The organism is Metabacillus sp. KH_069, from assembly GCF_057838075.1.
In genome coordinates this window covers 1,073,530-1,099,801 of record NZ_CM174460.1, presented here as the reverse complement: position 1 = coordinate 1,099,801, position 26,272 = coordinate 1,073,530, and the positions used below count along the sequence as shown (strand labels likewise).

Below are 26,272 nucleotides of genomic sequence, written 5' to 3'. Positions count from 1 at the left end.
GAAAGACAAATAAGGATCCGGCTGAAAAGGCGCTTTTTGCCTTTACAGACGGATCCGTTTTGGCCGAGGGGCTAGGAGGCGGAGCTGGACAATACGAAAAGCGGAGACGACTGTTTATCCCAGGCATGGCAGATAAGAATCCGGCAGAAAAGGCGCTTTTTGCCTTTACTGCCGGATCCGTTCTGGCCGAGGGGAAATCAAACTAGACATCATATCTAATCATGAAGCAACGATTGCATGAGCTGAGCGGATAACTTCAATACCGGCAAGTAACAAAATTGTCTGTATTGAAATGAATTGATGGGGTTTCCAATTTAATTGGAGGGGTTTTCGAATTAATTGGAGGGGTTTCCGAAATAATTGGAGATTTTGTTCCGGCCGAGTACGGCCAGTGATCCCATTATTTATTTTTTAAAAAAGCAGGCAGGAAAACAATCGTTTTTCCTGCCTGCTTCATTTTAAAGATTAATTGGGGACACCCTTTTTTCAAGCATTCACATAAATATTCTGTACAAATTCCCCATACTTACTGCTGCTTTTAAGCTTGAGTTTGATCTCAGGATTCCTAGTCTTAAACAGCGGGATGCCGTCGCCTAAAATAATCGGGGCAGTCGTGATGATGTACTCATCGACCAAGTTCTTTTTCATAAAACTGTCCAATAACTCAGCTCCCCCAACAAGCCAGATATCCCTGCCGTGCTGTGATTTTAATTTTTCAGCAAGCGCTGCAGGGTCTTCCGTTGTGAAATGAAGATCTGAACTCGTGCCGATTTCTTTTCTTGTAAATACATAGCTTGTTTTTCCTTCATACGGATACTGATTATTTGTTAAAAGAAGAACATGGTCATACGTTTTTTTTCCCATCACGACCGTATCGATGGATTCAATAAATTCACTATAACCATTGTCCCCAGCACCCTCGACCTCATCAAGCCAGCTGATATCCCCATCCAGACGGGCTATATATCCATCAAGGCTAATTGCAATAAATAAAACGATCTTTCTGCTCATATTCAGGTCTCCTTTTTAGAAATGATTGACTTAGGCTTTTATGTTGACAGATAATGACGACAGAATTAGTCATGATCAGGAAGGAAAAAACATGTCAAAATTTCAGCGATTATTCAGTATTCTGTTTTATATCAACCGGAACAGAAAAGTAACGGCAGGCGAATTGTCTAATGAGTTTGGAGTATCTATACGAACGATCCAGCGTGATTTAGCAGAGCTTGAAGAATGGGGCTTGCCTCTATATAGTGATCAGGGACCTCACGGGGGATACACTGTTTTGAAAAATAATATCCTTCCTCCGCTCTTCTTCACTGAAGACGAGGGACTTGCCCTGTATTTTTCATACGAGTACCTTATGCACTACCAGACCCTGCCCTTTCAAACGGAGATTAAGGCCGCATCCGATAAACTTTATTTATCATTTAATGAAACAATCAAAAAGAAAATAGATGAAATAAAAAATCACATTTCCTTTTTAGCGCCGCCCCAGAAAATTCATGCCCCTTTTTTAAATAACATTCTCGAAAGCGCAGTCAGCCAGTCGCAAATCGAGATAGAGTATGAAGGAAAGAAAGGGAAAGCTATTCGCAGCATTTTTCCTTATGGCATTTATGCATCTAATGGATTATGGTATTGTCCAGCCTACGACTACAGCTCTCAGGATCACCGATTATTCAGAGTCGACCGAATCTGCAGCGTGAAGGTAATAGGTGCAGAAGAATCTATAAAAACGAACCTATATGGATGGTTTTCTAAAATGGAACAACGGGATCAGATTCCTTTAAAAGTCCAATTGACGAAAAATGGAGTGAGGGAATGCAAGAGCCTGCCATACCTTGCAGATTATCTAACTCATCATCATGATGGCACAGGGACAATTTCCGCCAAAATTCCAATTGATGAAATCAGCTTTATGGCCAGGCACTTTTATTTGCTTGGAGGAGACGCTATCGTCGAAGAACCGCAGGAACTGATTGAGATTATCTTATCGCATGCCAAAGCTATTCAGGAACAGTATAAGAACTAAAAAAATTCCCCTATGCGGGGAATTTTCATTTCAGCTTAATCTTCACTTCGCGGTTTGGCGCCTTCTCGTTTTTCACCGGCGGAAGTCCATAACCATACCCTGTTGCCGCCTGTTTTACGGTGTTCGTCACACTGTGAATGACCTCGCCCATATCCTGAGCAGATTCTAGCAATGGTTCTACCGTTTTCATTTTGCTTTTTACATCAACAGTGATTTGATTGGCAGAGTGAATCAGATCCTCAGCCTCTCCCGACAAATCATGAACAGCCTTTCTTACTTCAACAAGGGTCTCATTTGTTTCTTCCAGGGTAACCATTCCGCGCCTTAGCGTTTGGATCAAATACCCGACAAGACAAATAAAGGCTAATGCAGCTCCGACAGCACTTAGTTCGATTAACATGTTCCACCTCCGCGGCCGATTATGTACAAGACAGGCTGTACATTGGTAAATTATATGATTCGGCCGCGAAGAGTAGAAGCTTATAGTTTCAGCATTTCATCTTTTCGGAGCAGCGGTGCTTCAGCACGAACTGTTTCCGGATATTTAATTCCCTGCCCTGTATTCAGACAGACCACGGTTTCATCTTCCTTAATCCAGTTTCTTTCTCTTAAAAGACGGGCTGCTGCAAAAGTCGCCGCCCCCTCCGGACAAATAAAACAGCCCTCTAATTTGGCGACTTGTGACTGCTCTGCATGAATCTCTTTTTCAGAAACAGCAATGGCACAGCCATTCGTATCATAAATCCCCTGAAGAACAAGAAAATCACCGATCGCTTTCGGCACATTGATGCCAAACGCATCCGTCTGTGAGTTTTCCCAGAACTCTGATTCCATTTTTCCTTCTTCAAATGCTTTTACAATCGGTGCGCACCCTTCCGCCTGAACAGCAACCAGGCGGGGAAGCTTGTCCTTGCTGATCCAGCCAAGCTCCTGCAATTCCAGAAGAGCTTTATAGATTCCGATAATGCCCACACCCCCGCCAGTCGGGTACAAAATGACATCAGGCACGGTCCAGTTCAGCTGCTCCGCAATTTCATACCCCATCGTCTTTTTCCCTTCAATGCGGTATGGCTCTTTTAGCGTGGAAGCATCATAAAAACCTTCTTCGCTGACAAGCTGCGCTACAACTTTTCCGGCATCACTGATCAACCCATCAATCAAATGCAAATTCGCACCGGAAATTGCCGTTTCTTTTCTAGTAATAAGAGGCGCGTCCAATGGCATGATTATATACGGCTCCATTCCCGCTCTTGCTGCATAAAGTGACCACGCGGCACCTGCATTGCCGTTTGTCGGCATCGCAAATGTTTTCACACCCAGCTCTTTCGCTTTCGAAATGCCTACAGCAGCGCCCCGCGCTTTAAAAGAACCCGTTGGAATCAGCCCTTCATCTTTCATAAGAAGATGCCCAATACCTAATTTCCTGCCAATTCTGTCCATCTTAAGCAGCGGTGTCATGCCCTCTCCCATTGATACAATATTGTCCGGATTTTCTACCGGAAGCAGCTCATGATATTTCCAAAGGCTGTTTTCTCTGTTACTTACCTCTTCTTTCGTCAGCACAGATTTAACTTCATCCAAATGATAGTTTACCAGCAAAGGCGACCCGCACGTGCAAAGCTGCTGAATCGTCTCCGCTGAATACTCCGTCCCGCATTTCGGACAGCTTAAATGTGATAGATAACTATAGTTCATGAACAAATCCCTCCATAATAGAAAAGACCCCTAACAAATAAACGTTAAGAGCCTTCGGTTTTTCCGATCAGCTTATGTATAGAAAGATAGCGTATCTTTTTTGAATAGTCAAACTAAAAGGAGGATAACACTATTCCCTCTGATACTGAATTCGAACGGTTTTGGAGGCTATCAGAAAGCAGACTGTAGGCTGCTATTTTCTTTTTGAACCGTTTTACTACATAAACGCGATCTTTGTAACTGTATATAAAGATTCTAACATCCTTTTTTCCTCTCTTAGTATCAATGATAATTGGAGTCCCGCCGTTCTCCGGATGTAAAAATAAATTCTCGCTCCCAGGATAAATATAATATTTTTTTAAAAAAACAGCTTCGTTAAAATCATTAATTACTTGTATTTTGCCTTCACCTTTCAAGGATTTCCCATCAATGGTTACTGTAGAATTTGAGTCACTGAGTTTTGAATGAATCTCAAATTTGCTGATAAGCCAATCGACACTAAAAGTTGGAAGACAGGTCATTACTATTTTTATAGCACTCATTAGAATTAAAGAAATTAAAACTGCCAAAGTCATATTTTCATCACCTTTACTTTAATAACTTATCTATTCCATCCTAGGGGTCCGACAATATTATACAATTAAGAACACATGTAATAACCGTCCAATTTGGAATAATTTTGACCATCCATTTCATAGTTGTCTTTAGAAATGAATCCCCTACACACAAAAAAAAACGACCCCACAAAGGAATCGTCCTAAACTCTATCAAGCTCTCAACTTATTATGCGCATGCGCAGGCAGCTTCCCCAATGCCTGCTCAAAGTCTTTGATCAAGTCGTCAGCGTCTTCAAGGCCGACGCTGATGCGCAGCAGTCCATCCGTGATCCCGCGCCGCTCCCGCTCTTCTTTTGGCATAGCGGCATGCGACATTCTTGCCGGGTATGAAAGAATGGATTCCACAGCGCCGAGGCTGACTGCGAATACTGGGAGCTCCACATTTTTGACAAGTGTGCGGACCGCATCTTCATCAGCCAGTGTGAACGATAGCACGGCACCCGGTCCGTCCGCCTGGTAGCGCTGAATGGAGTGGCCAGGATGGAACGTTAGTCCAGGATAATACACGTGACGGACAGCTTTATGCTTCGACAAGTATTCTGCGAGCTTCCGGGCAGATGCGGAAGATTGCTGAAGTCTGACGTTCAGTGTTTTGATTCCGCGTAGGACAAGCCAGCTGTCCTGCACGCCGAGTACCGCACCGAACGCATTTTGCAGTTTCCCAACCTGTGCAGCGAGCTCTGCGTCCTTTACTACTGCAAGACCGGCAAGGACATCACTGTGTCCGGCCAAAAACTTGGTTGCGCTGTGAAGCACGATATCGACTCCGAGCTCGAGCGGACGCTGCAGAACAGGTGTTAAAAATGTATTGTCTAAAAAGGTTAAACAGTTATTTGCTTTTGCAAGTTTCGTAATGCCCTGGATGTCGGTAATTTTCAAAAGCGGATTAGACGGTGTCTCCACGTAGATTACTTTTGTATTCGGCTTGATGTGCGATGCCACTTCGTGCAAATCAGTCATGTCGACAAAGCTGTATTCAATCCCGAATCTGCTCAATACATCTGTAATGATCCGGTATGTTCCGCCGTATACATCTTCCGTTATTAAAACGTGGTCGCCTTTAGACAACAATAAAAAACAGGTTGAAATGGCCGCCATTCCAGAAGCGAAGGCAAATCCTTTTGTGCCGCCTTCAAGTTCAGCAATGGTTTCTTCTAATGCCTCGCGCGTCGGGTTTCCGGATCTGCTGTAATCAAATTTGCCGTAGTCATCAAAGTCAAATTGGTGAAAAGTAGAGGAATGATGGATCGGCACGCTTACCGCTCCTGTTTCTTTTTGCACCTTTTGACGATTGTGGAGCAGTTTCGTCTCGAATTTCCAATCACCGTTGCTCAACTTTCTCCGCCTCCTTCATCAGTTCAAATGCCTGTGTTAAGTCAAGTTCCAAATCTCCTGCGTATTCAATGCCGACAGAAAATCGCAAAAGCCTGTTGCACACGCCGTTTGCAGCGCGAATCTCTTCAGGAATATCCATATGTGTCTGTGTTGCGGGATATGTGATAAAGCTTTCCACTCCGCCTAAGCTTTCAGCAAATGTAATCGTCTTTAAGGCCTTTAAAAATGGATTGACCCATTCTTCCTTCTGCAGCCTAAATGAAAGCATTCCGCCTTTGCCCGGATAAAGCACATCTGTCACCTCAGACTGATTTTCAAGAAAAGATGCGAGCTGGCCCGCATTTCTCTCATGCTGGTTCATCCGCAGAGCCAAGGTTTTCATGCCGCGGATCAAGAGCCAGGAATCAAAAGGAGAAAGCACCCCGCCGATTGCGTTGTGATGCTGGGCAAGCTCTTCGCACAGCTCCGTTCCCTTCGCAACAACCAAACCGGCAAGCACATCATTGTGACCGCCCAAATATTTAGTGGCACTATGGATCACGATGTCAGCTCCGTCTAAAATCGGTGTTTGCAGAATCGGCGTATAGAACGTGTTGTCGACAATCAGCAGCAAATTGTTTTCACGGGCTATTTTCGCAATCTTGCTGACCTCTGTTTCCTGCATCAAAGGATTTGTCGGGGTCTCAAGAAAAATGGCCTTTGTGCGTTCATTGATCAGCTGCTGCGTACAGTCCCCGTCTTTAAAATCTGCGTAGTGAAAAACAAGGCCATATTTTCTCCATTCCCGTTCGAATAATCGGTAAGTACCTCCATACAAATCAGAGGATACAATGAGCTCGTCTCCGCTTTTAAACAATGCCATAAGCGTCTGAATCGCTGCCATCCCTGAACTGAATGCATAACCCTGATCTCCGTGCTCAAGCTCTGCAATGGCCTTTTCAAGAATCTGCCGCGTCGGGTTTCCGGTGCGGACGTAATCAAATCCTGTTGATTCCCCAATACCATTGTGCCTGTAGGCTGTAGAAAAATAGACGGGCGGATTCACGGTTCCCGTTGCGTTTTCACTTCGATTTCCAATTTGAGCTAAGATTGTTTCAATGCGTTCTGACATTTCCAACACCGTCCCATAATAGTTTCTGCAAGTTTTTCTCCATTTGTGTGTTTAAACCTAAAGACTGCCATTCCATCTAATCCGGCAAAAAGACTGCATCCCAATAATATAAAAATAAAAAACGTCTTCCTCATTTAAGAAGAAGACGTTAATATCGAATGATTGCTTCTCCTTATCTCCCAAGCTTATTACCTGCGCTTGCTGGATTTAGCACCTTGGTTCGAACAGAAAGATTCCCCGTTCTTTTCCGGTTGCTGAGATTTCACAGGGCCAGAACCCTCCATCTCTCTGGATAAGAATAAATAGTATGAACTTTTTGAATTGATTGTTTTTATAACCTTATCTCATTATCAAATATTTTGCAAGGCTTTTATGAATATTTACGGTTTACCATCATCACCCCGGCAATAATCAGAAGACCTCCGGCCACGCTTGCCTTCAAAATCGGTTCATGCAGCAATATCACTGCTGCAATCACAGTTGCAAGGGGTTCAAAGTACAGAAAAGATGACACTTTAGTTGCCTCCATGACTTCGAGCGCTTTGCCCCAAAACCAGTATGCGACTGCGGAGACAAAAATTCCGAGAAACAGCAAATGAGTCCAATTTTCCTTTGTCAGATAAGCCATCTGAACCAAGCCATTATTTCTTAAAAAGAAAGGAAGAGTCATGATAAAGCCGAAGGAGCATGTATAAAAAGTAACTGTCAGCGCGGGATATGGGATCTTCAGTTTTTTTATCAAAATCGAATAAACCGCCCAATTCAATGTACTTAAAATCATCAGCAAGTAACCGATGTTAGCGTGAAAAGGTAAAGACCCGCCTTGTCCATATGAAGTTATTAAAAGAACGCCGAGTACAGCAATTGTCATGCCCGCTGCTTTAAAAAGCGTAAATGTTTCTTTCAAAAAGAGAGTGGCCAGAACAGCTGTGAAAATCGGGGAAAAAGAGATGATCCATCCCGCTTGCGATGCCTGAATAGACTGTAAGGCTGCTGCTTGAAACACTTGATGAACAAAGATGCCAAGCACAGAAAGGATAAAAATGGACGGAAGATGAGCCACCTTCATTTTGAATGGCTGACGAAGGAGCAAAAGCAGGAAAAATAAAAAGACAGCTGCAATACAAAAGCGCAAAGCAAGCAATGTAAAAGGTTCTAGCTGACTTAAAACAGCTTTCGTTGAAACAAAGGATATTCCCCAGAAAGAAATTGAAACGGCTGCATAGATACTTGCTGTCACATGAACAGATTTCCTCATTTTCAGGCATTTTCCTCCCTTGCACCGGGCTTGTCTTTATATAAGGAATATGTGCTGAAGAATGGAATTATGCCGCGTCCTGAATCTGTCAAAAACCGTTCAAATCAACTGTCTTTTTTTTACATATTTTCATGATATATTTATCCTATAAGTGAAAGGTGGCGATACGAATGACACATTCATTAACAAAGCCAAAATGGGGTCTTTTTGCAGCATTGGTTCTTCTCATTGCCGGATCAAATGCCGCAATCTACCGTTTTCCATTCATGCAGCCTGTTCCGCAGGGAGCAGCTCTAGGTTCTCTGCTTGATTTTCTGGTTGTGATACCGCTTTTAACCTACTTGTTTATCTTAAGAAAAAGGTACTCCCTTACCTATCTGGTTCCTGTCATCCTTGCCGGTTATGGATTTGCCCGCTTTCTCATCCCCGTTCAGCAAATGAAGGCTTTCTCCTTTATACCGTGGCTGCTTTTTGCTTGTGAAGCTCTTGTTTTACTCGCGGAGATTTTTATCCTTATTCTCTTTTTTAAGAAACTTCCGCGAATCATTGGAGATTACAAGTTGAATACTGATCTCCCATTCTTTTTTCCAAAAGCGAAAGCCGCTTTTGAAAATCATGTTCCTTCAAACCGCTTGATGGATATCCTTTTTACGGAGATTTCCATTTTCTACTTTGCTTTCTTCAATTGGCGGAAAAAAGCCCCTCAGCATGGAGGTGTTTATTTCACCGCTCATCATCAAACAAGTGTTATTGCCCTAAACATCATGCTGATTCATGCCATTGTCCTTGAAACAGCTGGATTTCATTTTCTTCTTCATTCGTTTAGTCCCGTTCTTTCATGGGTATTGCTTATTTTAAACAGCTATGGAGTCCTCTTTATTCTGGCAGATCTTCAAGCTATAAGACTGACTCCGTACAGACTGACGGAACATAGCTTATACCTTCAGGCTGGAATCTCTAAACGGGTCACCATTCCCATTCACCTAATAAAGGAGATCAAGGAAAACGATTTCCCTGAAAAATTAACAAGAGAACAAGAAAAAAACGTTCTGGATTTGAGTCTGCCTGATTTCATAAAAGAAAAACCGGCCATTAAAATCGTTTTAAAAGAAGCTGTATCCGCAGAGCTCATGTATGGGATCAAAAAGAAAGCAGATATCATTCTTTTAAATGCCGATGAAGCCGGCCGCTTTATGTCAGACGTTTCTGCAAAAATCAATCGCGCGTGAAGCAAGAATTTTGCCGCAATTCATGCTAAAATGAATGGAAGCGTTTTTAATAATGGATGTGACAGCGTCCATCATCTTTGGGGGTATCGTGATGACAGCGAAAGCAGGAATTGTAAAAGAGACGCTGCTTTATTCAAAGGAATTAGAAGAAGAAGTAACGCTCCTGATTTATTTGCCGAAGAATTATTCGCCTCTTTATAAGTACAGCCTGATTATTGCACAGGACGGTCAGGATTACTTCAGGCTCGGGCGCATCCCAAGGCAGACAGAGGAGCTGTTAAGCAGGAAAGAAATTGAAAATGTGATCATCGTCGGAATTCCGTATCGTGACGTGCAAGACCGCCGTGATAAATATCATCCGGAAGGGCCAAAGCAAAAAGCCTATATTCGCTTTTTGGCTCATGAAGTTGTTCCCTTTTTGGACAAGGAGTTTCCAACCTATCAAATGGGTGCCGGACGGGCTCTGATTGGAGATTCACTTGCTGGAACTGTATCTTTTATGACTGCTCTTACTTATCCGAATACGTTTGGTAAAGTCATGATGCAATCACCTTATTCAGATGAAGCCGTTCTGCAGATGGTGAAGGATTTTTCTTCCCCTGCCTTATTATCTATTTATCACCAAATCGGCACGAAAGAAACAGAAGTAAAAACGACAGATGGCGCCGTATTGGACTTCCTGACTCCAAACAGGGAACTGCACACTGCCATTGAAGCTAAAGGAATTCCATCTGTTTATGAAGAATTTGAAGGCGATCATAAATGGACATACTGGCAGCCGTCTCTGAAAAAGATTTTAAAAACAATGTTCTAATGGTCTCATATGCTTCAATCCTTAAATTTTGATATACTATGAATACATATTTATACATGGGAGGGAACCCTTATGAAGTACGGAATTGCCATTTTTCCATCAAAAAAACTGCAGGATTCAGCTAACTCTTACCGAAAGCGCTATGATCCCAATTATGCATTGATTCCGCCTCACTTGACGCTTAAACAGCCATTTGAAGCGACAGATGAGCAAGTAAGGGACATTTCAAGAGAGCTGCGCCAGATTGCACAAAAAATGCAGCCGCTCTCACTCTCAATTAGAAAATTCAGCTCCTTTTCACCAGTAAACAATGTCATTTATCTTAAAGTGGAGCCTACAGAAGAAATCTTGAATCTGTATGATGCGCTGCACGGCGAATATTTCTCAAATATTGAGCCAGAATATGCCTTTGTTCCGCATATAACGATTGGTCAAAAGCTGTCTGACGATGAACATTCAGATGTGCTTGGCCGCCTGAAAATGACAGATTTTCAGCACGAAGAAACCGTTGACCGCTTTCATCTCCTTTATCAGCTGGAAAATGGATCTTGGACGGTTTATGAAACATTTCTGCTTGGAAAGGAAGGACTGTAAGTGATCGCAAGAATTGTAAAGTCAGATGAAGAATTGCAGGACGCCTATGATGTCCGCACAAAAGTGTTTGTAGAAGAACAGCAAGTTCCTGAAGAAGAGGAAATCGATCAATTTGAAAGAGAAGCTTCTCACGTTGTTTTATATGACGGCGACAAGCCCGTCGGCGCAGGACGTTTCCGCATCCTAAACGGCATCGGCAAAATTGAACGCATTTGCGTGCTTCCTGATTACCGGTCTAAAGGTGCAGGAAAAATCATCATGGAAAAACTTGAAGAGATCGCTGCTTCAAAAGAAATGCAGACGTTAAAACTGAATGCACAAACACATGCAGAGCCTTTCTATGAGAAGCTTGGCTATAACACCATTTCAAAAGAAACATTTTTAGATGCAGGCATTCCTCATGTAACGATGGTAAAAGAAATGAAATCTTAAAAACTGCTCTAACGGTTTCAATTACTGAGTGAAAACAGCAAAATACAGAAGAAAACGGGTACTGCATTGCACTGCAATCAGTATCCGTTTTTTGTTATTGTGATTTAATGTTTGGTTCTAGGCGGGACTATACAATACATATGAGTACCCAAAATCGTGGAGTTGACTCTTTGGAGGAATATTCATTTAAGACCGATGTTTAAAGTATTCTTCTTCAATAAAAACAGGCCAACCTGCACATGCTAAATGCATCTAACATGAGACAAGGTGACGCAATGGAATTTGTACATATTGGCATTGATTTAGTGGTAGGCTTTTTTGGATTGTTTTTCTTAACGCGCATCTTAGGGAAAACGCAAATTACCCAAATTACAACGTTTGACTTCATCTCTGCCCTTGTTCTTGGAGAGCTTGTTGGGAATGCGGTATTTGATGATAATAATGGAATTACCAAAATTTTGTTTGCCATCTCAGTATGGGGCGCGCTTATTTTCCTTCTGGAAATCATCACACAAAAGTGGAAAAAAACAAGGGCATTTTTAGAGGGAAGACCGACCATTGTCATACATAATGGAGAAATTAACCGTGAAAATCTGAGAAAAAGCAAGCTGGACATTAATCAGCTGCAGCACCTGGTAAGAGCGAAAGGAGCTTTTTCACTAAGAGAAGTAGCTTTTGCTGTTTTGGAAACAGACGGGACAGTAAACATCTTAAAGAAGCCAAAATTTGAGACGCCGACACGAAGTGAGTTTAACATGCCTCCTTCAAGAGCGATTCTGCCTTTTTCCATGATTCTGGATGGGGAAGTCTTGCTTGATAATGTGAAAGAAGCAGGATTTTCTGAAGAATGGCTTCAGACAGAGCTCAGGAAACAAAATATAAAGACCTACAGAGAGGTCTTATACGCTGAATGGCTTGAAGGAGATGGGCTTTTTCTGCAAAAAATGAATTAGCACTTTAAATACAAAATGGCATCCTCGATTACTAATTGAGCTTTTTGATCTTTTACAAGCTTGGTGGCGTATGCCGTGATTGCTGTCCGAAACAGCAGCCAGGTTGAAAGCGACGAAGGATTTACATCAAATTGGCGGCACATTTTCTGAATGATCTGTTCATGTGTATGAGAATCACTCAAAAGCATGTCATTAAGCACAGAGAGTACATGCTGATGATACTCTATATTTTGCTTGACCGTTTCCTGAAAGGCTTCTTCATAGGTTCCATGTCCGGGAACCGCTCCAAGACATTTGATGGTTAACAGTTTTTCTAAAGATTGAAGCGTATCTTCCGCATCTATTATGTAGGGAATCTTATGTTTTTTCAGCTGAGCTGTCCCAAAATAGGCGTCTGCAGCGAATAAAATGCCGTCCGCCTTTACACCAAGCTGCATAAGACTGTGACCTGGGAATGCGATGCATTCAAATAAAACATCGCCAAATTGGAGCTCTCCTTCCGCTGCCTCTTCATCGATCATAATAGGAGCACCTTCCAGGAACTTATTCCGAAGCTCAGGCAATGGCTTATTGCCCTGAAATAAGTAAAGCGGTTCCAATATCGGATTCGTTAAAATGGCTGCCTCTTCTTTTGAAGCGAATGTATAAACGTGATGCTTTTCTTGAATATATGCTGCACCGCCGTAATGGTCTGCATGAGCATGGGTGATAAATAAATGGGTTAAAGGAAAGCTCTGGTCTGTTAATTGTCTGCAGACTTTTTTTGCTGTTTGATCATCCAGGCCTGCATCAATAAGCATTCCAAACTTGCCGCTCCTGATATATCCGATATTGACGGCACCCTGAAAATAAAAGCACTTTTCCGTTAGTTGGATCATTTTCATGACATACCTCTTTCAAATAGGCTTTTTTCGCATAGATTGTTGTTTTCAAACATAAATGTTGTCCGTTACTTTCCGCTCCAGGAACTTGCTTTCCGCGGGGAGCGTGGGAGCCTTCTCGGCCAGCCTACGGGGTCTCCCATTTCGCTCTAATTCCCGCAGGAGTCAAGTTCCTTCCGCTACAATCCACTTATGGTTTTATATATCTAGTTTAAAAGCAATAATGTTTACGAAAAGAGTCTTCAAATAATCTTCTTAAACAGATTCGTTAAGCAGATGTCCATTCCCTGTCATTCTTTTCAAATAAATCTCTCTGATCTGTTTTGTTCGTTTTTCCTGATCAAGCATACTGGCAAATTTCTTTTCTTCTTCAGCTGATCTGGTGTTAAGCTGGGTTCTCGTGACACTTGATAATTCTGCATAATCCTGCTTGTGCCTTACCATCCGGTTGGCATACTGCACATATTGATCTAACTGAATTGGTGCTACGTAACTCATCTTCATCACCCCTGTCAGAATCTATTCCCATTATTTCGTGCTCTAAAACGAATCTTCCTTCCCCTTTTTTGTTTTGCTTCCTTTTGATAAGATAGAGTTTGTGTCTTTATCCATAAAGATACGCATTTTACTGTGAAATTATGGGAGGACTTTCGTTGATTTGCGGAAAATTTAAAGATGAATTTATACAGCTCCCTTATTTGGCCAGAGAACGGTTTCAGCAAATCTATGAAGCAAGCCTTCATGGAAAAGTGACATGCGCATGCTGCAATCAGCCATTAAAGCTATACTTGGGCATCAAACAAAAACCTTATTTTTATCATGCTGATCATGCGGTACATGAGCAATGTGAACAATACAGCGAAACAATCCAGCAGGCGGCTGCCTCAAAGGAAATTGTTCATAAAGAAACGAACGGTTTTCGTATGCCGTCACAAAGAGCCATTGGAGAAGATCAGCCTAAAAAAGAATCGGCCTGGAAGCCATATCAGCTTGCAAAACTTGGGGCTGTTCCGCTTCGTGCAAAGGAAAAAACGGCTGCAAAAAGCATTTTGGAAGTAAAACTTGATGATACACAGCTTGAAGCTGTTACTACGATTGACGGTCCGCTTCTAGTTCTCGCGGGCGCCGGGAGCGGCAAGACACGTGTTTTAACAACACGCGCTCTTTATATGATGGAAGAACAGCAAATAAATCCCGGCTCCATCATGCTTGTCACCTTCACTTCAAAGGCAGCTCAGGAAATGAAGCACCGCCTGAATGAATATTCGACTTCACAAGCTTCAGGCAGACTTGTGTGCGGAACATTTCACAGCATTTTTTATAAAATTCTGCTGCACAGCGATCAGGAAAGGTGGAACGGGCAGCACTTGATTAAATGGGACTGGCAGAAAGAGCAGTACATAAAATCAGCGGGACGCGAGCTGGGTCTGGATGAAAAGGAGTTTCCATACGATCAGGCCCTGCAGCAGATCAGCTTCTGGAAAAATACATTTCTTTCTAAGCGCGACATAAAGCCTGAAACAGAATGGGAAGAACAAGCCTTATTTCTTTACGAAAAATATGAAGAAATGAAGAGCGCTCAGAATCAGTTTGATTTTGATGATATGCTGATTAAATGCTACGAACTATTACTCGAAAATCCCGATCTGCTTGCCCAATATCAAAAGCGGTTCCGCTATTTTCTCGTAGATGAATTCCAGGATATTAATCCCGTTCAGTATGAGCTTTTAAAAATGCTGTCATCCCACACCAATCAGCTTTGTGTTGTCGGTGATGATGATCAATCTATTTACGCATTCAGGGGCAGTGATCCTTCTTTTATTCTGAATTTTAAAAGTGATTTTCCTGACGCGAAAATTGTGACACTTGCAGAGAATTACCGGTCAAGCCACGAAATTGTTTCAAGCGCCAATTCGGTTATTTCTAAAAATAAACAGCGCCATCAAAAAGCCATGAACGCACAATATCAAAACGAAGCACCTCCCCTCTTCTTTTTTCCTCATGATGAAGAAGAGGAAGCCACGCTTGTTGTGAATGACATGAAGGAAAAGCTTGAAAACGGAGCAAAACCGGGTGAGTTTGCCGTTCTGTACCGGACTCATACGGCAGGCCGTGCCATTTTCGAACGGCTCGCTCAATCGAGCATCCCCTTTACGATTGAACAGGAAGGACTCTCTTTTTACGAAAGAAGAATGGTTAAGGGGCTGCTTGCATACTTAAGACTCGGCATGAACCCGGACGATTCTGCTGCCATCGTCCATGTGATGAGCGCTCTTTTTATAAAACAGAGTGCACTGAACGACTTGAAGGCTTTTTCGATTACACATGATTGCACATTCGTTGAGGCGCTGACCAAACTTGAGTCCCTTCAGCCGTTTCAAAAGGCAAAAATCAAGCGGATTGTGCCGATGTTTGCAAAACTGAAAACACTAAAGCCTGCAGCTGCCATTGATATGATTGAAAAAGATATGGGGTTCTCCGACTTTTTGAAAAAGCGGGGCAATGAAGGGAACGCCATTGAAAAAGGCTCGGACGATCTGAAGGATTTAAGAGTGCTTGCCAATAAATTTGATACGGTCGCAGAACTTCTGGAGCATGTCGAGCATATGACAGCCAAATCGAAGGAATGGAAACAAAAGCGGGACCCGCATGCCGTTCAGCTGATGACTGTTCACCGGGCGAAGGGTTTAGAATATGAACATGTCTATATTTTAGGAGCAGTAGACGGAGGCTTGCCGCATGATTTCGCACTGGATTCCTTCCGAAAAGGCGATGAAAAGCCAATCGAAGAAGAACGCCGCTTAATGTATGTCGCTATGACACGTGCGAAATCTTCTCTATCTGTATCTGTTCCTCAGTACAGACGGGGACGAAAAGCCATTCCGTCACGCTTTATCAGAGGATTGATGGTTTGAGGCTTATAAGGAATCAGTCAAATCAGTCAACCCCAATAAATGGCCTCTCCAGATCTGGAGAGGCCATTTTCTTATTTCTTGTTAATCATCTTAGAAATGGTTCCAAAGTCGAGCTTCTCTTTTCCATTCACAATGCTGTTTACGATTTTGTCTTCCATTTCTTTATTAACGGGCTTATTGGCAATTTGAGAGACGCGGCGAATGACTCCGCGGACGGTTTGTTCATCTTTGAAATTGGCATTTTGAAGGGAGTTTGCAAGATCTAATACTTCCTTCATATTTACGCCAGTTTTCTTTTCAAGATTTTTAAAGAAGTGATTATCCATGTTTGTTGCCTCCTTTATGATGATATATCCTATGAAGCTCCGGATCTGTTGTGCCTATCTTTTTTTAAAAAAGAGCTTAAAAAAAGGAAAGTACGGACAATAATGCCCGTACTTCCTATTCATTCGATTTCGTTATGCTTAGTTATAGAAAGAAGCACCTACGATGATCAATAAGATGAACAATACAACGATTAATACGAATGTTGAACCGTAGTAGCCGCCGCCGCCGTAACCGCCGCCATATCCACAATATCCGTAACCCATATCTTAGCCACCTCCTTCTGCCTTTCGTCTATACATCTTATGTCAGATGTACCTGTTTGTTTGGACAGATTGAGTAGGTAAAGTGCGGAAATTTAAGATTTTAGATGTTTTTCCTGTGCTGTCATCCATCTCTCCGCTTCATTTGCCATCTGCTCCATCCGTCCTTCAAATTTGCCTGCTGAGATGTCCAGTGAATCTAAGTCCTTCTCTTTTTGGTTCATCCATTTCGAATGCTTTACCTGGATCTCATCATGGCGGCCATAAAGCCCATCAAGAAACTTTTCGAATTCCCCGCTAAGCTTTCCCAAGTCACTCACCTCTCCAAATAACTTATTCAATAAGAAAGCATTTTGCTTATAGCTGGAAAAACAAAAAATCCACTGTGAAAACAGAGGATTTTTTCATGTATTTAATGTATAACCCTATTCTTTAACAATCTTCTTTTTCTTGCCGCATCCGCAGCCCGCCTTCAGTGTATTGCCGGATAACTGCTTATATTGGGAAGAGCCAAACACCACGACTGAATTTGAACTGGCGGATTTTGCCGATTTTTTATATTGCATACTAATCCTCCCTTTCTGTTATTACTCATACAGTATGTTTATAACCAAAGCTTTGACTTCAGCGAAAGAACTATTTACAAAAGCGGAGGTGCCTGGTTAGCTCCGACAGACAGATAAGGATCCGGCAGTAAAGGCGCTTTTTGCCTTTGCTGACGGATCCGTTCTGGCCGAGGAGTTAGGCGCCGCAGCTGGACACCAAGAAAAGCGGAATCGCCCGTTTAGCTCCGACAGACAGATAAGGATCCGGCAGTAAAGGCGCTTTTTGCCTTTGCTGACGGAGCCGTTCTGGCCGAGGAGTTGGGCGATGGAGCTGGACACCAAGAAAAGTGGAATCGCCCGTTTAGCGCAGGCAGACAGATAAGTCTCAGCCAGTAAAGGCGCTTTTTGCCTTTGCTGACGGAGCCGTTCTGACCGAGGAGTTGGGCGATGGAGCTGGACACCAATAAAAATGGATTCAGCGGTTAAGGTTCCGCTCTGACGAAGATCGAAGCCGAAAATTAAATCTACATATAATACAAAACAAAGAAAACAGTAGTTACTCCTTCTGCCTTCCATTATCTTTTGAAGCTTGACTTTTCAAGTTGCTCATAAACCATGAGTCAAACTTCTCTGCTGTTTCGTGATCAGCTTTATCTTTTACAGTGTTGTTTTTCGTGAGCAATTCAAATAGAACGAGATTTTCCCCTTCTAGACTCTTAAGCTTTTCTTTGAGAATGTTATTTTCTTTTCTAAGTTCATTGAACGTACCATTCTCCTCATAATCGAGCAGCTGTGCTTTTGTATGCGAAAGCTCCCGCTGTAAATACGCCATTCTCGCTTTAAGAGTCTTTAGGCTTTCAGTTTGCTGATTTGTCACTCTTTTCCTCTCCCTCCATATACTTAAATTATTCCCTTACTAATAAGAAATTCAGACTTCCGTGCATTTATGCAGGAAACTGACATTCACCTAAAATTCCGCTCTTATCACGGCACACAAATTGGGAAAAAACATACTATACATTAGTCCCGACACCTAATGTATCTGTTCATTAAAATGGACGGGAGAAATTAAGATAGGAGGAAAACAACAGTGAGTCATCATTCTCGTAAAGAAAAAGTTTGTATTAAGACGCGTAAAGTGTACGACTGGGTTACTCGTCCGGTAGATCTGCCATTAATCAGCGTTAATGACAAAGAATTAGATAAATTATTTGACTGCGGAGAGAAACATGATAAACATGATGATCTTTGTAAATTCTTAAAACACAAGGTGAGATCAGGTGATTTAACAGTCAATTGTTTCCTGAGTGATAAGGATGGACGTAAAATTGATCCTAATTCAGACAGCAGATCTTTCCTTTGCCAGGAAATTTCGCCTTCTGACAAACGCACAGATGTAAAAGTGAATCTTCCAAACGGCGATGAAGTTACATTGCAAAAAGTGAAAGTTCTTGTAAAAGGCTTCGTAACAGTTGAAGTTCTAGATGCAAATGACAACGTTCTATGTGAATCAAAACCGATTCCATTCGCTACAGCACAAACATTTATTCTTTGTGCACCAGAAGGCACTGAGCTGGATTGCCATATTAACTTCTTTGAATGCGATGCAACTTTAGTCTGCACAGACGTGTTCTCACAATTAGATGTATCCATTACATTCTGCTTAGATGTTCAAATGGAAGCTAATGTGAAACTTGAAGTGGAAGCTAAAATCTGCAGACCGCGTGATGAGTTAACAGAAGCAATCAATGCATGTGACAATAACCATTTCCCGCCTCAATGCCCGGATATCTTCCCAGTACACTAATACCATTAAGAGGCTGCTGCATCCAGCAGCCTCTTATTTTTTGTTTTTTATAAAAACCATTTGAAATGATTTTCTGTTGTTTCTCATACATATGCTTTAGGGAGTTCAGGAAGGAGCGGCAAAAGATGAAAAAACAAGAAGGTCCTCATTCTGCAGAACGTTTCATACAGCTTCAGCAGCAGATTCTGCATTACCGTTCTGAACTAAGCCGCATGCAGAAGCTAGTAAGTGATGCAGAAAATCAGGTAAAAAAAGAAATCATCCGCAACCAGTATTTGCAGGAAAAACTAAATGAAGCTCTTCATACTCATACTGAACAATACGAAAAAGAAGTTTTTCAGCTTGAAAAAAAAGTACTTAAACTTGAAGTGGCTCTTGAAGAAGAAAAAAGAAGAACAGCTGATATCCGAAAAAAAATGCTGATGCAGGAAGAACAAGCAAAGCCAGTTGTAGTTGAACCTGTTTTTCAAGTTCATTCATATTTCCAGGCATCTATTTTTCTTCCTCAATCAGAAGATGACAATCTATCTGTATTTGGAGATTTCATTATAAGAAATACGGGCAATCAGCCACTTCATCAGCCGATTATCTGCATTCAGATTTCCCCGCTTCAATTCGGATCATTAAGCGGAAAAATCATTATGCAGCGTAAAATGGATGACACCAAAATCTATGAGGATGCCCCAAGCAATCATTGGAAGCATGTTCATGAAAACTGGAGAGAGCGAATTCGCAGCGAAAATCAATACTGGCTTCAGCCAATAACCGAAACTCAAATCAATCCAAATGATGATCTTATTTTTTCAGGTTTCGAAATTTCATTCCCTATACCCGACAAACGTCCAATATCGGTAAAAGGATTTGTTTATACGAAGGAACTTCCTAAGGGTGTTTCCTCACTCAATCATCTTTCCATCCAATAACATTCAGAAAGAAATGCTGAAGTGCTTTGAGTATAAGACTGCTCAAAAAAAGAGTCTAGCAATAGACTCTTTTAAAATGTTAATTTTTCAATGATAGACTCCAGGATCGCCGCACATCCTGCAATAGCCAATATGAGTATGAGAGGAGCTGCCTGATCTGTCATATATATAAAGATAAAATACAAAAAGGCAGATGTCCAAATTCCCGTGCACCAGTAACAGCTGAGCAATTCACCAATCCATTTCTGCAGCCCTGTCCCCTTTATTTCAATGTAGGAAAGTTTACTTCCATCCGGCAATACTTCTTCCGCTTCCCTATGGAAGGGCCTTCTAATAAATGCGGTTATTCTATCATAAACAAGCAATCTGGTAAGGCGGAAGCTCGCTAAAAACAGCAGGATAAAATCGATCCATCCAATCATATAGGTCTCCTTCTTTGCCTGAGATAATGATACATTTTATGAAAGCATTCAGCGTTTATGACCGAAGTTAACGTTTACTGGTTAAATATCCATACTTTCTGGGGAGATGCAACATATACTGGTTAGTAAATCAAATTGAAGGAGGATCTTATGAGTAAATTACAATTTTCTGGTGAAGGCGGATCCACGCAGCCCGTCCAAGAGATACTGATCCAATTAACAGAAGGCACAGAAGTCAATGTACATGCCGGTGAGAAGATTTATTATGAAGCCTCTTTAATTTCTATAGATATTGAAGGTGAATGCGCCCACTTTATGATTGACCGTTTTTACGAGCATGGCGGAACACAAAAGTCTTTTTCTTTCAATGAAATTACGGGACTGGATCTGCCTCTATCTGAAAAGAACATTGAAGGGGAAGATGAATAAATAGCGGACGTTTAAAAGCTTTTTCTGGATGACAGGGGGAATGGATGCTTGTCAAAAAAAGAAATCGTGCCAGTTCAATATTTAAGGACATTAGAAGGCAATTATGCTCATCTGTTTTTATTCAGTGATAATCAGAAGTATGTTGTAAAATTTCATCATGTTCGAAAATACCGCAAACGCGAAGTTGTAAATGAATGGCTTGCTGTTAAGCTTGCACAGCTTCTTGGTCTGCCTGTATTAAACATGAAAATCGTTGACATGCCAATAGATTCTCTTGCAGATATACCTGCTTACCGTCACGCATCCTATAAATCAGGAAAACACCTTGCAATCCCGTTTCTTGAACATGCTGCCTCTTACGCTGAACTCAGTGAACTTCCGCATAAAGAAAATCTGGTAAACTGTAATAACCTCACAGGTATGCTCGTGTTCGATCAGTGGATAAACAACAATGACCGAAGCCGGACAAATCTCCTGTTCGAAAAAAATGATTGCGATAGGTATCATTTCTGGATGATTGACCATGGCAGATGCTTCCCGGGAATGTATGAATGGAACGAAGAAACACTCATTCAGGATCCATTGTACCGGGTTAAAATGCCTGTATATAAATGGGCAAGTTCACTTGTTCGAGATCCCTCTCTGCTGTTTGCTTTCAGTGAAAAAATCATGAACATTAAGCAAGATCATATTTGGAATGTTCTCAAAGAATTACCTTATGAATGGGATGTATCTGAGATGGAAAAAGAAAAGTTGTATGCCTTCTTAAATAGAGAACAGCTGCATGAGCTGCCAAAACTGGTTATTGATGCAAACAGCGAGTATTTCAGCACCTAATGAGGTGTTTTTTTGTTGTGCTTTTTGTAAACTTCACTGGTTTCATGCCTTCCCTGCAGCAAAATAAAAAAAACGCAGCCATCACACTGCGTTTCAATACTCTATTTCTATATGTTTTTTTACAAATCTTTCATACACCTCATGCTGCTTTCTCAGCTGCTTTTTTAATTCGAATCTTTCCTCTATAACGCATCGTGCAGCCTTTGAGTATTCACTCCAAGCTTCCGGTGAACGTATAAATGATTCAATGCCGTCAACAAGCTGCTGAATATTCCGTTCTTCAATTAAATAACCTGTGCGCAGATGAGTAATCAGCTCAGGTATACCTGCATGTCTAGTTGATATGACCGGAAGCCCGATGGCCATCGCTTCTTTTAAAGCATTCGGAATTCCCTCAACATCTCCATTTGGTGCCGTTTCGCTTGGCAAGCAAAAGAGATGTGCTTTTTGAAGCTCCGCAGCTATTTCAAACAAGCTCATTTTCCCTAATAAAGAAACGGATTGTGTTAACTCCAGTTCTTCAATCAGCTTTTGAAGAACTGGCCTCTCTTTGCCGCCTCCGATAATTTTCAGCTTGATTTCCGGATGATTTTTTTGAACAGTTTTAAATGCATGAATAAGGGTTTCATGCCCTTTTTTTTGAACAAGCCTGCCGACTGAAATCATGACGAATTCCCCATCACCCGGTTTGCGGCGTTCTTGGAAAGGAAACAGATCAAGGTCAATGCCCCCGTATAGGACATTTATCTTGTCACTCGGAACCCCAAGCTTCAGCAGCTCATTTCCAAGATACTCACAGACCGGAACGAACAAGCTGTCATAATTTACAATCGACCGGTAACGGGAAAAATTTTTATTATAAAGCACTTCGCTTTGTGCTGAACCATCAGAACCGCGGATGCTCACTATAAAAGGAAGATTATGCTGCATGGCAAGCGGAAAAACATCAACGGCATGTTTTCCGTGATGTGCATGGATGGCGACTACCTTTTGTTCCTTAAAAAACGCATCCAGATCTGAAATCTCATTTATATTATAAAAGGATTCAAATGGAAAATCAGTGTCATGTTTTCTTGGAAAAGGACCGATTACAATTGACCGATACAGCCCTTGATAAACCATTTGATTATATATAAAGCGCTGATTGATTTTCACGTCTTCCATTAAATAATGGGCAATTGTTTCCATCTGAGAAGATTCACTCCTCTGCTCATGGTAAAGATAAGGATTCTTATCCCTCCACTCGCTCTTCATTTTTTATGTTCTAGCCTATTCAAAAGCTGCAGGTAAGGCAATTTGTCCTTGTAAAAAGCTTCTTTTATGAGTTTTTTCACAGATGCTGTAACCTTTCAGGCTTGTTTCATAATAGGCTATGGGAGATGGTGTTTAGAAAGGGGTTTCCACTATGAATGTTTGCGTGATTGGCGCTGGTTATGTTGGCTTAACAACTGCAGCAGTTCTCTCAGATATTGGTCATCACGTTACATGCATCGATCATGACACTAAAAAGATTGCATCGTTGCAGAACGGCTCTATTCCAATTTTTGAACCTGATTTAGAAGATTGCGTCCAGAAAAATAAAAGCAGGCTCCGCTTTACTGACGATCTTCCCTCATGCATAAACCATGCAGAAATCATTATTATGGCAGTCGGTACACCGTCCCTCCCGGATGGCAGCACAAATTTAAGCTTTCTATATAAAGCGATGATTGATGTCATGGAACATCTTGATTCCTATAAAATAATCATGATAAAAAGTACGGTTCCCCCTGGGACTAATGCAGCTATCCTGCAGCTTCTGAAAGATAAGGGGTATCAGCCGGATCTTTTTGATCTTGTATCAAATCCAGAATTTTTAAGAGAAGGATCGGCACTTCATGATATGAGGTTTCCTGATCGGATTGTTTATGGCTTAGCAAAAGAAAACGAAGATTTGCTTGGTCAATTGAAAGAACTATACCGCGGAATGGAAGCTCCCGTTATTGTCACGAATTATGCTGGAGCAGAATTAATCAAATATGCTTCTAATGCTTTTCTGGCTGCTAAAATCAGTTTTATAAATGAAATCGCCCGGATTTGTGAACAATTTGGCGCCGATGTGACGCATGTTGCTAAAGGTATTGGCTTGGATGCGCGCATTGGCCGCTCATTTTTGCAGGCAGGCATTGGCTACGGCGGTTCCTGTTTTCCAAAAGACTTAAAATCTTTAAGTTTTACTGCTAAAGATAACGGACTTCAGCCTCTCTTATTGGATGCTGTTCAATCTGTAAACGCTTCTCAAATTAACATCTATTTTGAGAAAATAAAAGCTATGTATCAGGATCTGTCCTCTATGAAAATTGCCGTACTTGGTATTGCCTTTAAACCGAATACAGATGATATCCGCGAATCTCCCGCTGTTGCATTCATCAAAAAACTGCATGAGTATGGGTGTACAGTTTCTGCATATGATCCCAAAGCATCTCTGCCGGAAGAACTAAGAATGATTGTGCAGACTGAGACTCCTGAAGATGCCATGCTAGACGCAGATCTGACTGTTGTGGCAACAGATTGGAAACAGTTTATTGGCCTCGATTGGAAGCAGGCACGGAGTAAAATGAAAGGCAGATCAGTAATTGATGCAAGAAATTGCCTGGATCCTGACATCATCAGGGCAGCTGATTTAGATTATATTGGAGTTGGCCGCATATGAGAATTATTGTAACAGGCTGTGCTGGTTTTATTGGCTCTCACTTATGCGAAAAGCTTTTGGAGCAGGAAGAAAACACAATTATCGGCATCGATTGCTTTATCGGTCCGACACCCTTTTCTTTAAAAGATTTAAATATAGATAGTTTGCTGCAGCATCCGCGCTTTCTGCTGATTAAAGACTCAATCATGAATGTTGATTGTGAGGAGCTTATGCAAAAAGCAGATGTTGTCTATCATCTGGCAGGCATTCCAGGGGTAAGAGCAAGCTGGGGCAAGGACTTTTTTCCATATACAGAGAATAATATCCTCGCCACCCAGCGTTTATTGGAGGCCGCTAAATCTGTCAATCTGAAAAAGTTCATCTATGCTTCCACCTCGTCTATTTATGGATACAAACACGGAATGGTGCCTGAGGATGCCATGCCCGAACCGCTATCGCCTTACGGGGTAACAAAGCTTGCAGGCGAGCACTTATGCTCTGTTTATCATCAGAACTTTGATGTTCCTGTTACGATTTTGCGTTATTTTACCGTGTATGGGCCAAGACAGCGGCCAGATATGGCTTTTCACCGTTTTTTCAAACAAATTCTAACGGATCAGCCCCTCACATTATTCGGAGACGGCACTCAATCCCGTGATTTTACTTACATTGATGATTGCGTAAAAGGAACAGCGGCTGTGATGAATGCAGAGAATACGATCGGAAAAATCTTTAACATCGGCGGAAAAGAAAGAGCTGCCATTAATGAAATTATTAATGAAATGGAAACAATCACAGGCAAAAAGGCTGTGATCCGCTACTTAGATGCAGCGACCGGCGAACCTAAACACACCCATGCAGATATCTCCCACGCATCCAAGGAATTAGGCTATTCACCTGATATTTCTTTGCGCGAAGGACTGATCAAAGAATATGAATATATGAAAGTCATCCTAAAAGGAGAATCAACATGAATCTCGCTTTTATCTGCACAGAAAAACTGCCTGCACCTGCTATTAAAGGAGGGGCCATTCAGCTTATGCTTGATGGAATCTCTCCTTATTTCAGCAAGAATTATAGTGTAACGGTTTATTCTATTACCGATCCGCTTTTGCCGGAGAGAAATACTGAGAACGGAATAACCTATATCCGCTTTCCCAGACTTGGATTTTCAGAGAATGTCGCATTGGATTTAAAAGAAAAATCATTCACTCACATCCATATTTTTAATCGTCCAAGTGAAGTTTGCAGATATAAAGCAGCTTCACCCGACAGCAAAATCATTTTAAGTCTTCATAATGATATGTTTACGACGAGAAAGCTGAGCCGCGAGGAAGCCTGTGAAGTAATTGTTCACTGCGACAGCATCACAACAGTAAGTGAATACATTAAACGCACCGTCACCGTCCGGTATCCTCAAGCTGAACCAAAAACTCATGTAGTATATTCTGGAGTTGATATCACAAAATTCCACCCGGTCTGGTCGGTAAAGGGACAGGAAATAAGAGCTGAGTGGAAGAAAAAATATGGCTTGGAGCAGCATCATAAAGTCATTCTTTTCATAGGCAGGTTAAGCAAAACGAAAGGTCCTGACCTGCTTATTAAATCCATGTACGAGATTATCAGACACGAACCAGATGCCGTTCTTGCCATCGTCGGCGGAAAATGGTTCAGTGAAAACGGACTGAACGATTATGTCAGACACCTGCACGAAATAGCTGAGCCTATTAAACATAAGGTACTATTCACAAAATATATACCAGCACCTGAAATTCCAAACATCCTCCTGATGGGGGACCTCTTTGTTTGCAGTTCGCAATGGCACGAGCCTCTTGCCAGAATTCATTACGAAGCAATGGCGGCTGGTCTGCCCATACTTACGACCGATCGGGGAGGCAATGCTGAAGTCATATTTAATGATGTAAATGGCTATGTTATCAGAGAATATGATCAGAAAGAGGCGTTCATTTCATTTATTACACGCCTTTTACAAAACAACAGTCTTTCTGAATATATCGCGAAAAACGGAAGAAGGATGGTCGAAGCGAAATTCTCGTTTATAAATACAGCCAAAAAGCTGGAGAAAATCTATTTAAACTCTTAAAAGAACCAGCCTTATGGCTGGTTCTTCCATCTTTATTAAGCTGCTTTTGTGATCGCCCAGGTAAATCCAAGCATC

General features: G+C 41.7%; 30 protein-coding genes and 1 riboswitch. Of the genes, 14 read left to right on the top strand and 16 right to left on the bottom strand.

Features of this window, described 5'->3' with window-relative positions; translation table 11 throughout:
* Positions 1-486 precede the first annotated feature (486 nt).
* The gene (locus AC3ISE_RS05500) at positions 487-1,011 is read right to left on the bottom strand and encodes a dihydrofolate reductase family protein (RefSeq protein ID WP_489223362.1); all 525 of its coding nucleotides are present in this window, start codon (positions 1,009-1,011) and stop codon (positions 487-489) included.
* Positions 1,012-1,102: 91 nt separating this feature from the next.
* On the opposite strand from AC3ISE_RS05500, the gene AC3ISE_RS05495 reads away from it, so the two are divergent.
* Positions 1,103-2,038, top strand: a complete 936-nt coding sequence (locus AC3ISE_RS05495) for a helix-turn-helix transcriptional regulator (protein ID WP_489223361.1) — start codon at positions 1,103-1,105, stop codon at positions 2,036-2,038.
* A 25-nt stretch (positions 2,039-2,063) separates the two neighbouring features.
* On the opposite strand, the gene AC3ISE_RS05490 is transcribed toward AC3ISE_RS05495, so the two are convergent.
* The 6 genes from AC3ISE_RS05490 to AC3ISE_RS05465 form a co-directional block, all read right to left on the bottom strand.
* Positions 2,064-2,438 (bottom strand): DUF948 domain-containing protein, encoded by a 375-nt coding sequence (locus AC3ISE_RS05490; protein WP_070878355.1) that lies wholly within the window; start codon positions 2,436-2,438, stop codon positions 2,064-2,066.
* A gap of 80 nt (positions 2,439-2,518) precedes the next feature.
* On the bottom strand, positions 2,519-3,733 hold the full coding sequence (locus AC3ISE_RS05485; RefSeq protein WP_489223360.1) for a threonine synthase: 1,215 nt from the start codon (positions 3,731-3,733) through the stop codon (positions 2,519-2,521).
* Positions 3,734-3,846: 113 nt separating this feature from the next.
* Complete coding sequence (locus AC3ISE_RS05480; protein WP_489223359.1) at positions 3,847-4,308, bottom strand: YfmQ family protein; 462 nt, start codon at positions 4,306-4,308, stop codon at positions 3,847-3,849.
* A gap of 192 nt (positions 4,309-4,500) precedes the next feature.
* Positions 4,501-5,685: a cystathionine beta-lyase gene (metC, locus tag AC3ISE_RS05475; protein WP_489223358.1), complete on the bottom strand. Its 1,185-nt coding sequence runs from the start codon at positions 5,683-5,685 to the stop codon at positions 4,501-4,503.
* The gene (locus AC3ISE_RS05470; RefSeq protein ID WP_489223357.1) at positions 5,672-6,796 is read right to left on the bottom strand and encodes a methionine biosynthesis PLP-dependent protein; all 1,125 of its coding nucleotides are present in this window, start codon (positions 6,794-6,796) and stop codon (positions 5,672-5,674) included. The genes metC and AC3ISE_RS05470 overlap by 14 nt, the downstream gene beginning before the upstream one ends.
* 169 nt (positions 6,797-6,965) lie before the next feature.
* A riboswitch (SAM riboswitch) is annotated at positions 6,966-7,095 on the bottom strand.
* A gap of 71 nt (positions 7,096-7,166) precedes the next feature.
* Positions 7,167-8,054 carry a DMT family transporter gene (locus AC3ISE_RS05465; RefSeq protein ID WP_489223356.1) on the bottom strand — a complete coding sequence of 296 codons (888 nt, stop codon included), beginning with the start codon at positions 8,052-8,054 and terminating at the stop codon, positions 7,167-7,169.
* Between the two features lie 170 nt (positions 8,055-8,224).
* Between AC3ISE_RS05465 and AC3ISE_RS05460 the strand changes: the two genes are divergently transcribed.
* From AC3ISE_RS05460 to AC3ISE_RS05440, 5 genes are all read left to right on the top strand, one after another.
* Positions 8,225-9,283, top strand: a complete 1,059-nt coding sequence (locus AC3ISE_RS05460; RefSeq protein WP_489223355.1) for a hypothetical protein — start codon at positions 8,225-8,227, stop codon at positions 9,281-9,283.
* Between the two features lie 91 nt (positions 9,284-9,374).
* Positions 9,375-10,097, top strand: a complete 723-nt coding sequence (locus AC3ISE_RS05455; protein ID WP_489223354.1) for an alpha/beta hydrolase — start codon at positions 9,375-9,377, stop codon at positions 10,095-10,097.
* 72 nt (positions 10,098-10,169) lie between these two features.
* Positions 10,170-10,691, top strand: a complete 522-nt coding sequence (locus AC3ISE_RS05450) for a YjcG family protein (protein ID WP_489223353.1) — start codon at positions 10,170-10,172, stop codon at positions 10,689-10,691.
* Entirely contained in the window at positions 10,692-11,123 is a 432-nt protein-coding gene (locus AC3ISE_RS05445) for a GNAT family N-acetyltransferase (protein ID WP_309190808.1), read from the top strand.
* A 275-nt stretch (positions 11,124-11,398) separates the two neighbouring features.
* Positions 11,399-12,076 carry a DUF421 domain-containing protein gene (locus tag AC3ISE_RS05440; protein WP_489223352.1) on the top strand — a complete coding sequence of 226 codons (678 nt, stop codon included), beginning with the start codon at positions 11,399-11,401 and terminating at the stop codon, positions 12,074-12,076.
* On the opposite strand, the gene AC3ISE_RS05435 is transcribed toward AC3ISE_RS05440, so the two are convergent.
* Together AC3ISE_RS05435 and AC3ISE_RS05430 are read right to left on the bottom strand one after the other, a co-directional pair.
* Positions 12,073-12,960, bottom strand: a complete 888-nt coding sequence (locus AC3ISE_RS05435) for an MBL fold metallo-hydrolase (RefSeq protein WP_489223351.1) — start codon at positions 12,958-12,960, stop codon at positions 12,073-12,075. The genes AC3ISE_RS05440 and AC3ISE_RS05435 overlap by 4 nt on opposite strands.
* Positions 12,961-13,212: 252 nt before the next feature.
* Positions 13,213-13,455, bottom strand: coding sequence for a hypothetical protein (locus AC3ISE_RS05430; protein ID WP_489223350.1), 243 nt, complete (start codon positions 13,453-13,455; stop codon positions 13,213-13,215).
* Between the two features lie 155 nt (positions 13,456-13,610).
* Between AC3ISE_RS05430 and AC3ISE_RS05425 the strand changes: the two genes are divergently transcribed.
* Entirely contained in the window at positions 13,611-15,872 is a 2,262-nt protein-coding gene (locus AC3ISE_RS05425) for an ATP-dependent helicase (protein WP_489223349.1), read from the top strand.
* A 71-nt stretch (positions 15,873-15,943) separates the two neighbouring features.
* Here AC3ISE_RS05425 and spoVIF read toward each other — a convergent pair whose 3' ends face one another.
* From spoVIF to AC3ISE_RS05400, 5 genes are all read right to left on the bottom strand, one after another.
* A complete protein-coding gene (gene spoVIF, locus AC3ISE_RS05420; protein WP_070878328.1) occupies positions 15,944-16,198 on the bottom strand; it encodes a sporulation-specific transcription regulator SpoVIF in 255 nt (84 codons plus the stop codon).
* A gap of 138 nt (positions 16,199-16,336) precedes the next feature.
* Entirely contained in the window at positions 16,337-16,462 is a 126-nt protein-coding gene (locus tag AC3ISE_RS05415) for a YjcZ family sporulation protein (RefSeq protein ID WP_489223348.1), read from the bottom strand.
* Positions 16,463-16,554: 92 nt separating this feature from the next.
* On the bottom strand, positions 16,555-16,770 hold the full coding sequence (locus AC3ISE_RS05410; protein WP_489223347.1) for a hypothetical protein: 216 nt from the start codon (positions 16,768-16,770) through the stop codon (positions 16,555-16,557).
* Between the two features lie 114 nt (positions 16,771-16,884).
* On the bottom strand, positions 16,885-17,025 hold the full coding sequence (locus AC3ISE_RS05405) for a hypothetical protein (RefSeq protein ID WP_489223346.1): 141 nt from the start codon (positions 17,023-17,025) through the stop codon (positions 16,885-16,887).
* 535 nt (positions 17,026-17,560) lie between these two features.
* Entirely contained in the window at positions 17,561-17,881 is a 321-nt protein-coding gene (locus AC3ISE_RS05400; protein ID WP_489223345.1) for a hypothetical protein, read from the bottom strand.
* Between the two features lie 213 nt (positions 17,882-18,094).
* Between AC3ISE_RS05400 and AC3ISE_RS05395 the strand changes: the two genes are divergently transcribed.
* On the top strand, positions 18,095-18,811 hold the full coding sequence (locus tag AC3ISE_RS05395; RefSeq protein WP_489223344.1) for a BMQ_0737 family morphogenetic spore coat protein: 717 nt from the start codon (positions 18,095-18,097) through the stop codon (positions 18,809-18,811).
* A 125-nt stretch (positions 18,812-18,936) separates the two neighbouring features.
* Entirely contained in the window at positions 18,937-19,734 is a 798-nt protein-coding gene (locus AC3ISE_RS05390; RefSeq protein ID WP_489223343.1) for a hypothetical protein, read from the top strand.
* Between the two features lie 71 nt (positions 19,735-19,805).
* Here the strand turns inward: AC3ISE_RS05390 and AC3ISE_RS05385 are convergent, their stop codons facing one another.
* Complete coding sequence (locus AC3ISE_RS05385) at positions 19,806-20,156, bottom strand: DUF1360 domain-containing protein (protein ID WP_070878317.1); 351 nt, start codon at positions 20,154-20,156, stop codon at positions 19,806-19,808.
* A 150-nt stretch (positions 20,157-20,306) separates the two neighbouring features.
* Here AC3ISE_RS05385 and AC3ISE_RS05380 point away from each other — a divergent pair, with 150 nt between their 5' ends.
* Positions 20,307-20,585, top strand: coding sequence for a hypothetical protein (locus AC3ISE_RS05380; protein ID WP_489223342.1), 279 nt, complete (start codon positions 20,307-20,309; stop codon positions 20,583-20,585).
* Positions 20,586-20,633: 48 nt separating this feature from the next.
* Positions 20,634-21,422, top strand: a complete 789-nt coding sequence (locus tag AC3ISE_RS05375; RefSeq protein WP_489223341.1) for a HipA family kinase — start codon at positions 20,634-20,636, stop codon at positions 21,420-21,422.
* 93 nt (positions 21,423-21,515) lie between these two features.
* On the opposite strand, the gene AC3ISE_RS05370 is transcribed toward AC3ISE_RS05375, so the two are convergent.
* The gene (locus tag AC3ISE_RS05370) at positions 21,516-22,610 is read right to left on the bottom strand and encodes a glycosyltransferase (protein WP_489223340.1); all 1,095 of its coding nucleotides are present in this window, start codon (positions 22,608-22,610) and stop codon (positions 21,516-21,518) included.
* Between the two features lie 217 nt (positions 22,611-22,827).
* Here AC3ISE_RS05370 and AC3ISE_RS05365 point away from each other — a divergent pair, with 217 nt between their 5' ends.
* The 3 genes from AC3ISE_RS05365 to AC3ISE_RS05355 are packed head-to-tail and all read left to right on the top strand — an operon-like array spanning position 22,828 to position 26,197.
* Entirely contained in the window at positions 22,828-24,114 is a 1,287-nt protein-coding gene (locus AC3ISE_RS05365; RefSeq protein ID WP_489223339.1) for a UDP-glucose dehydrogenase family protein, read from the top strand.
* Positions 24,111-25,067: an NAD-dependent epimerase/dehydratase family protein gene (locus tag AC3ISE_RS05360; RefSeq protein ID WP_489223338.1), complete on the top strand. Its 957-nt coding sequence runs from the start codon at positions 24,111-24,113 to the stop codon at positions 25,065-25,067. Before AC3ISE_RS05365 ends, AC3ISE_RS05360 begins: the two co-directional genes overlap by 4 nt.
* The gene (locus AC3ISE_RS05355; RefSeq protein WP_489223337.1) at positions 25,064-26,197 is read left to right on the top strand and encodes a glycosyltransferase family 4 protein; all 1,134 of its coding nucleotides are present in this window, start codon (positions 25,064-25,066) and stop codon (positions 26,195-26,197) included. Before AC3ISE_RS05360 ends, AC3ISE_RS05355 begins: the two co-directional genes overlap by 4 nt.
* Positions 26,198-26,272 lie beyond the last annotated feature (75 nt).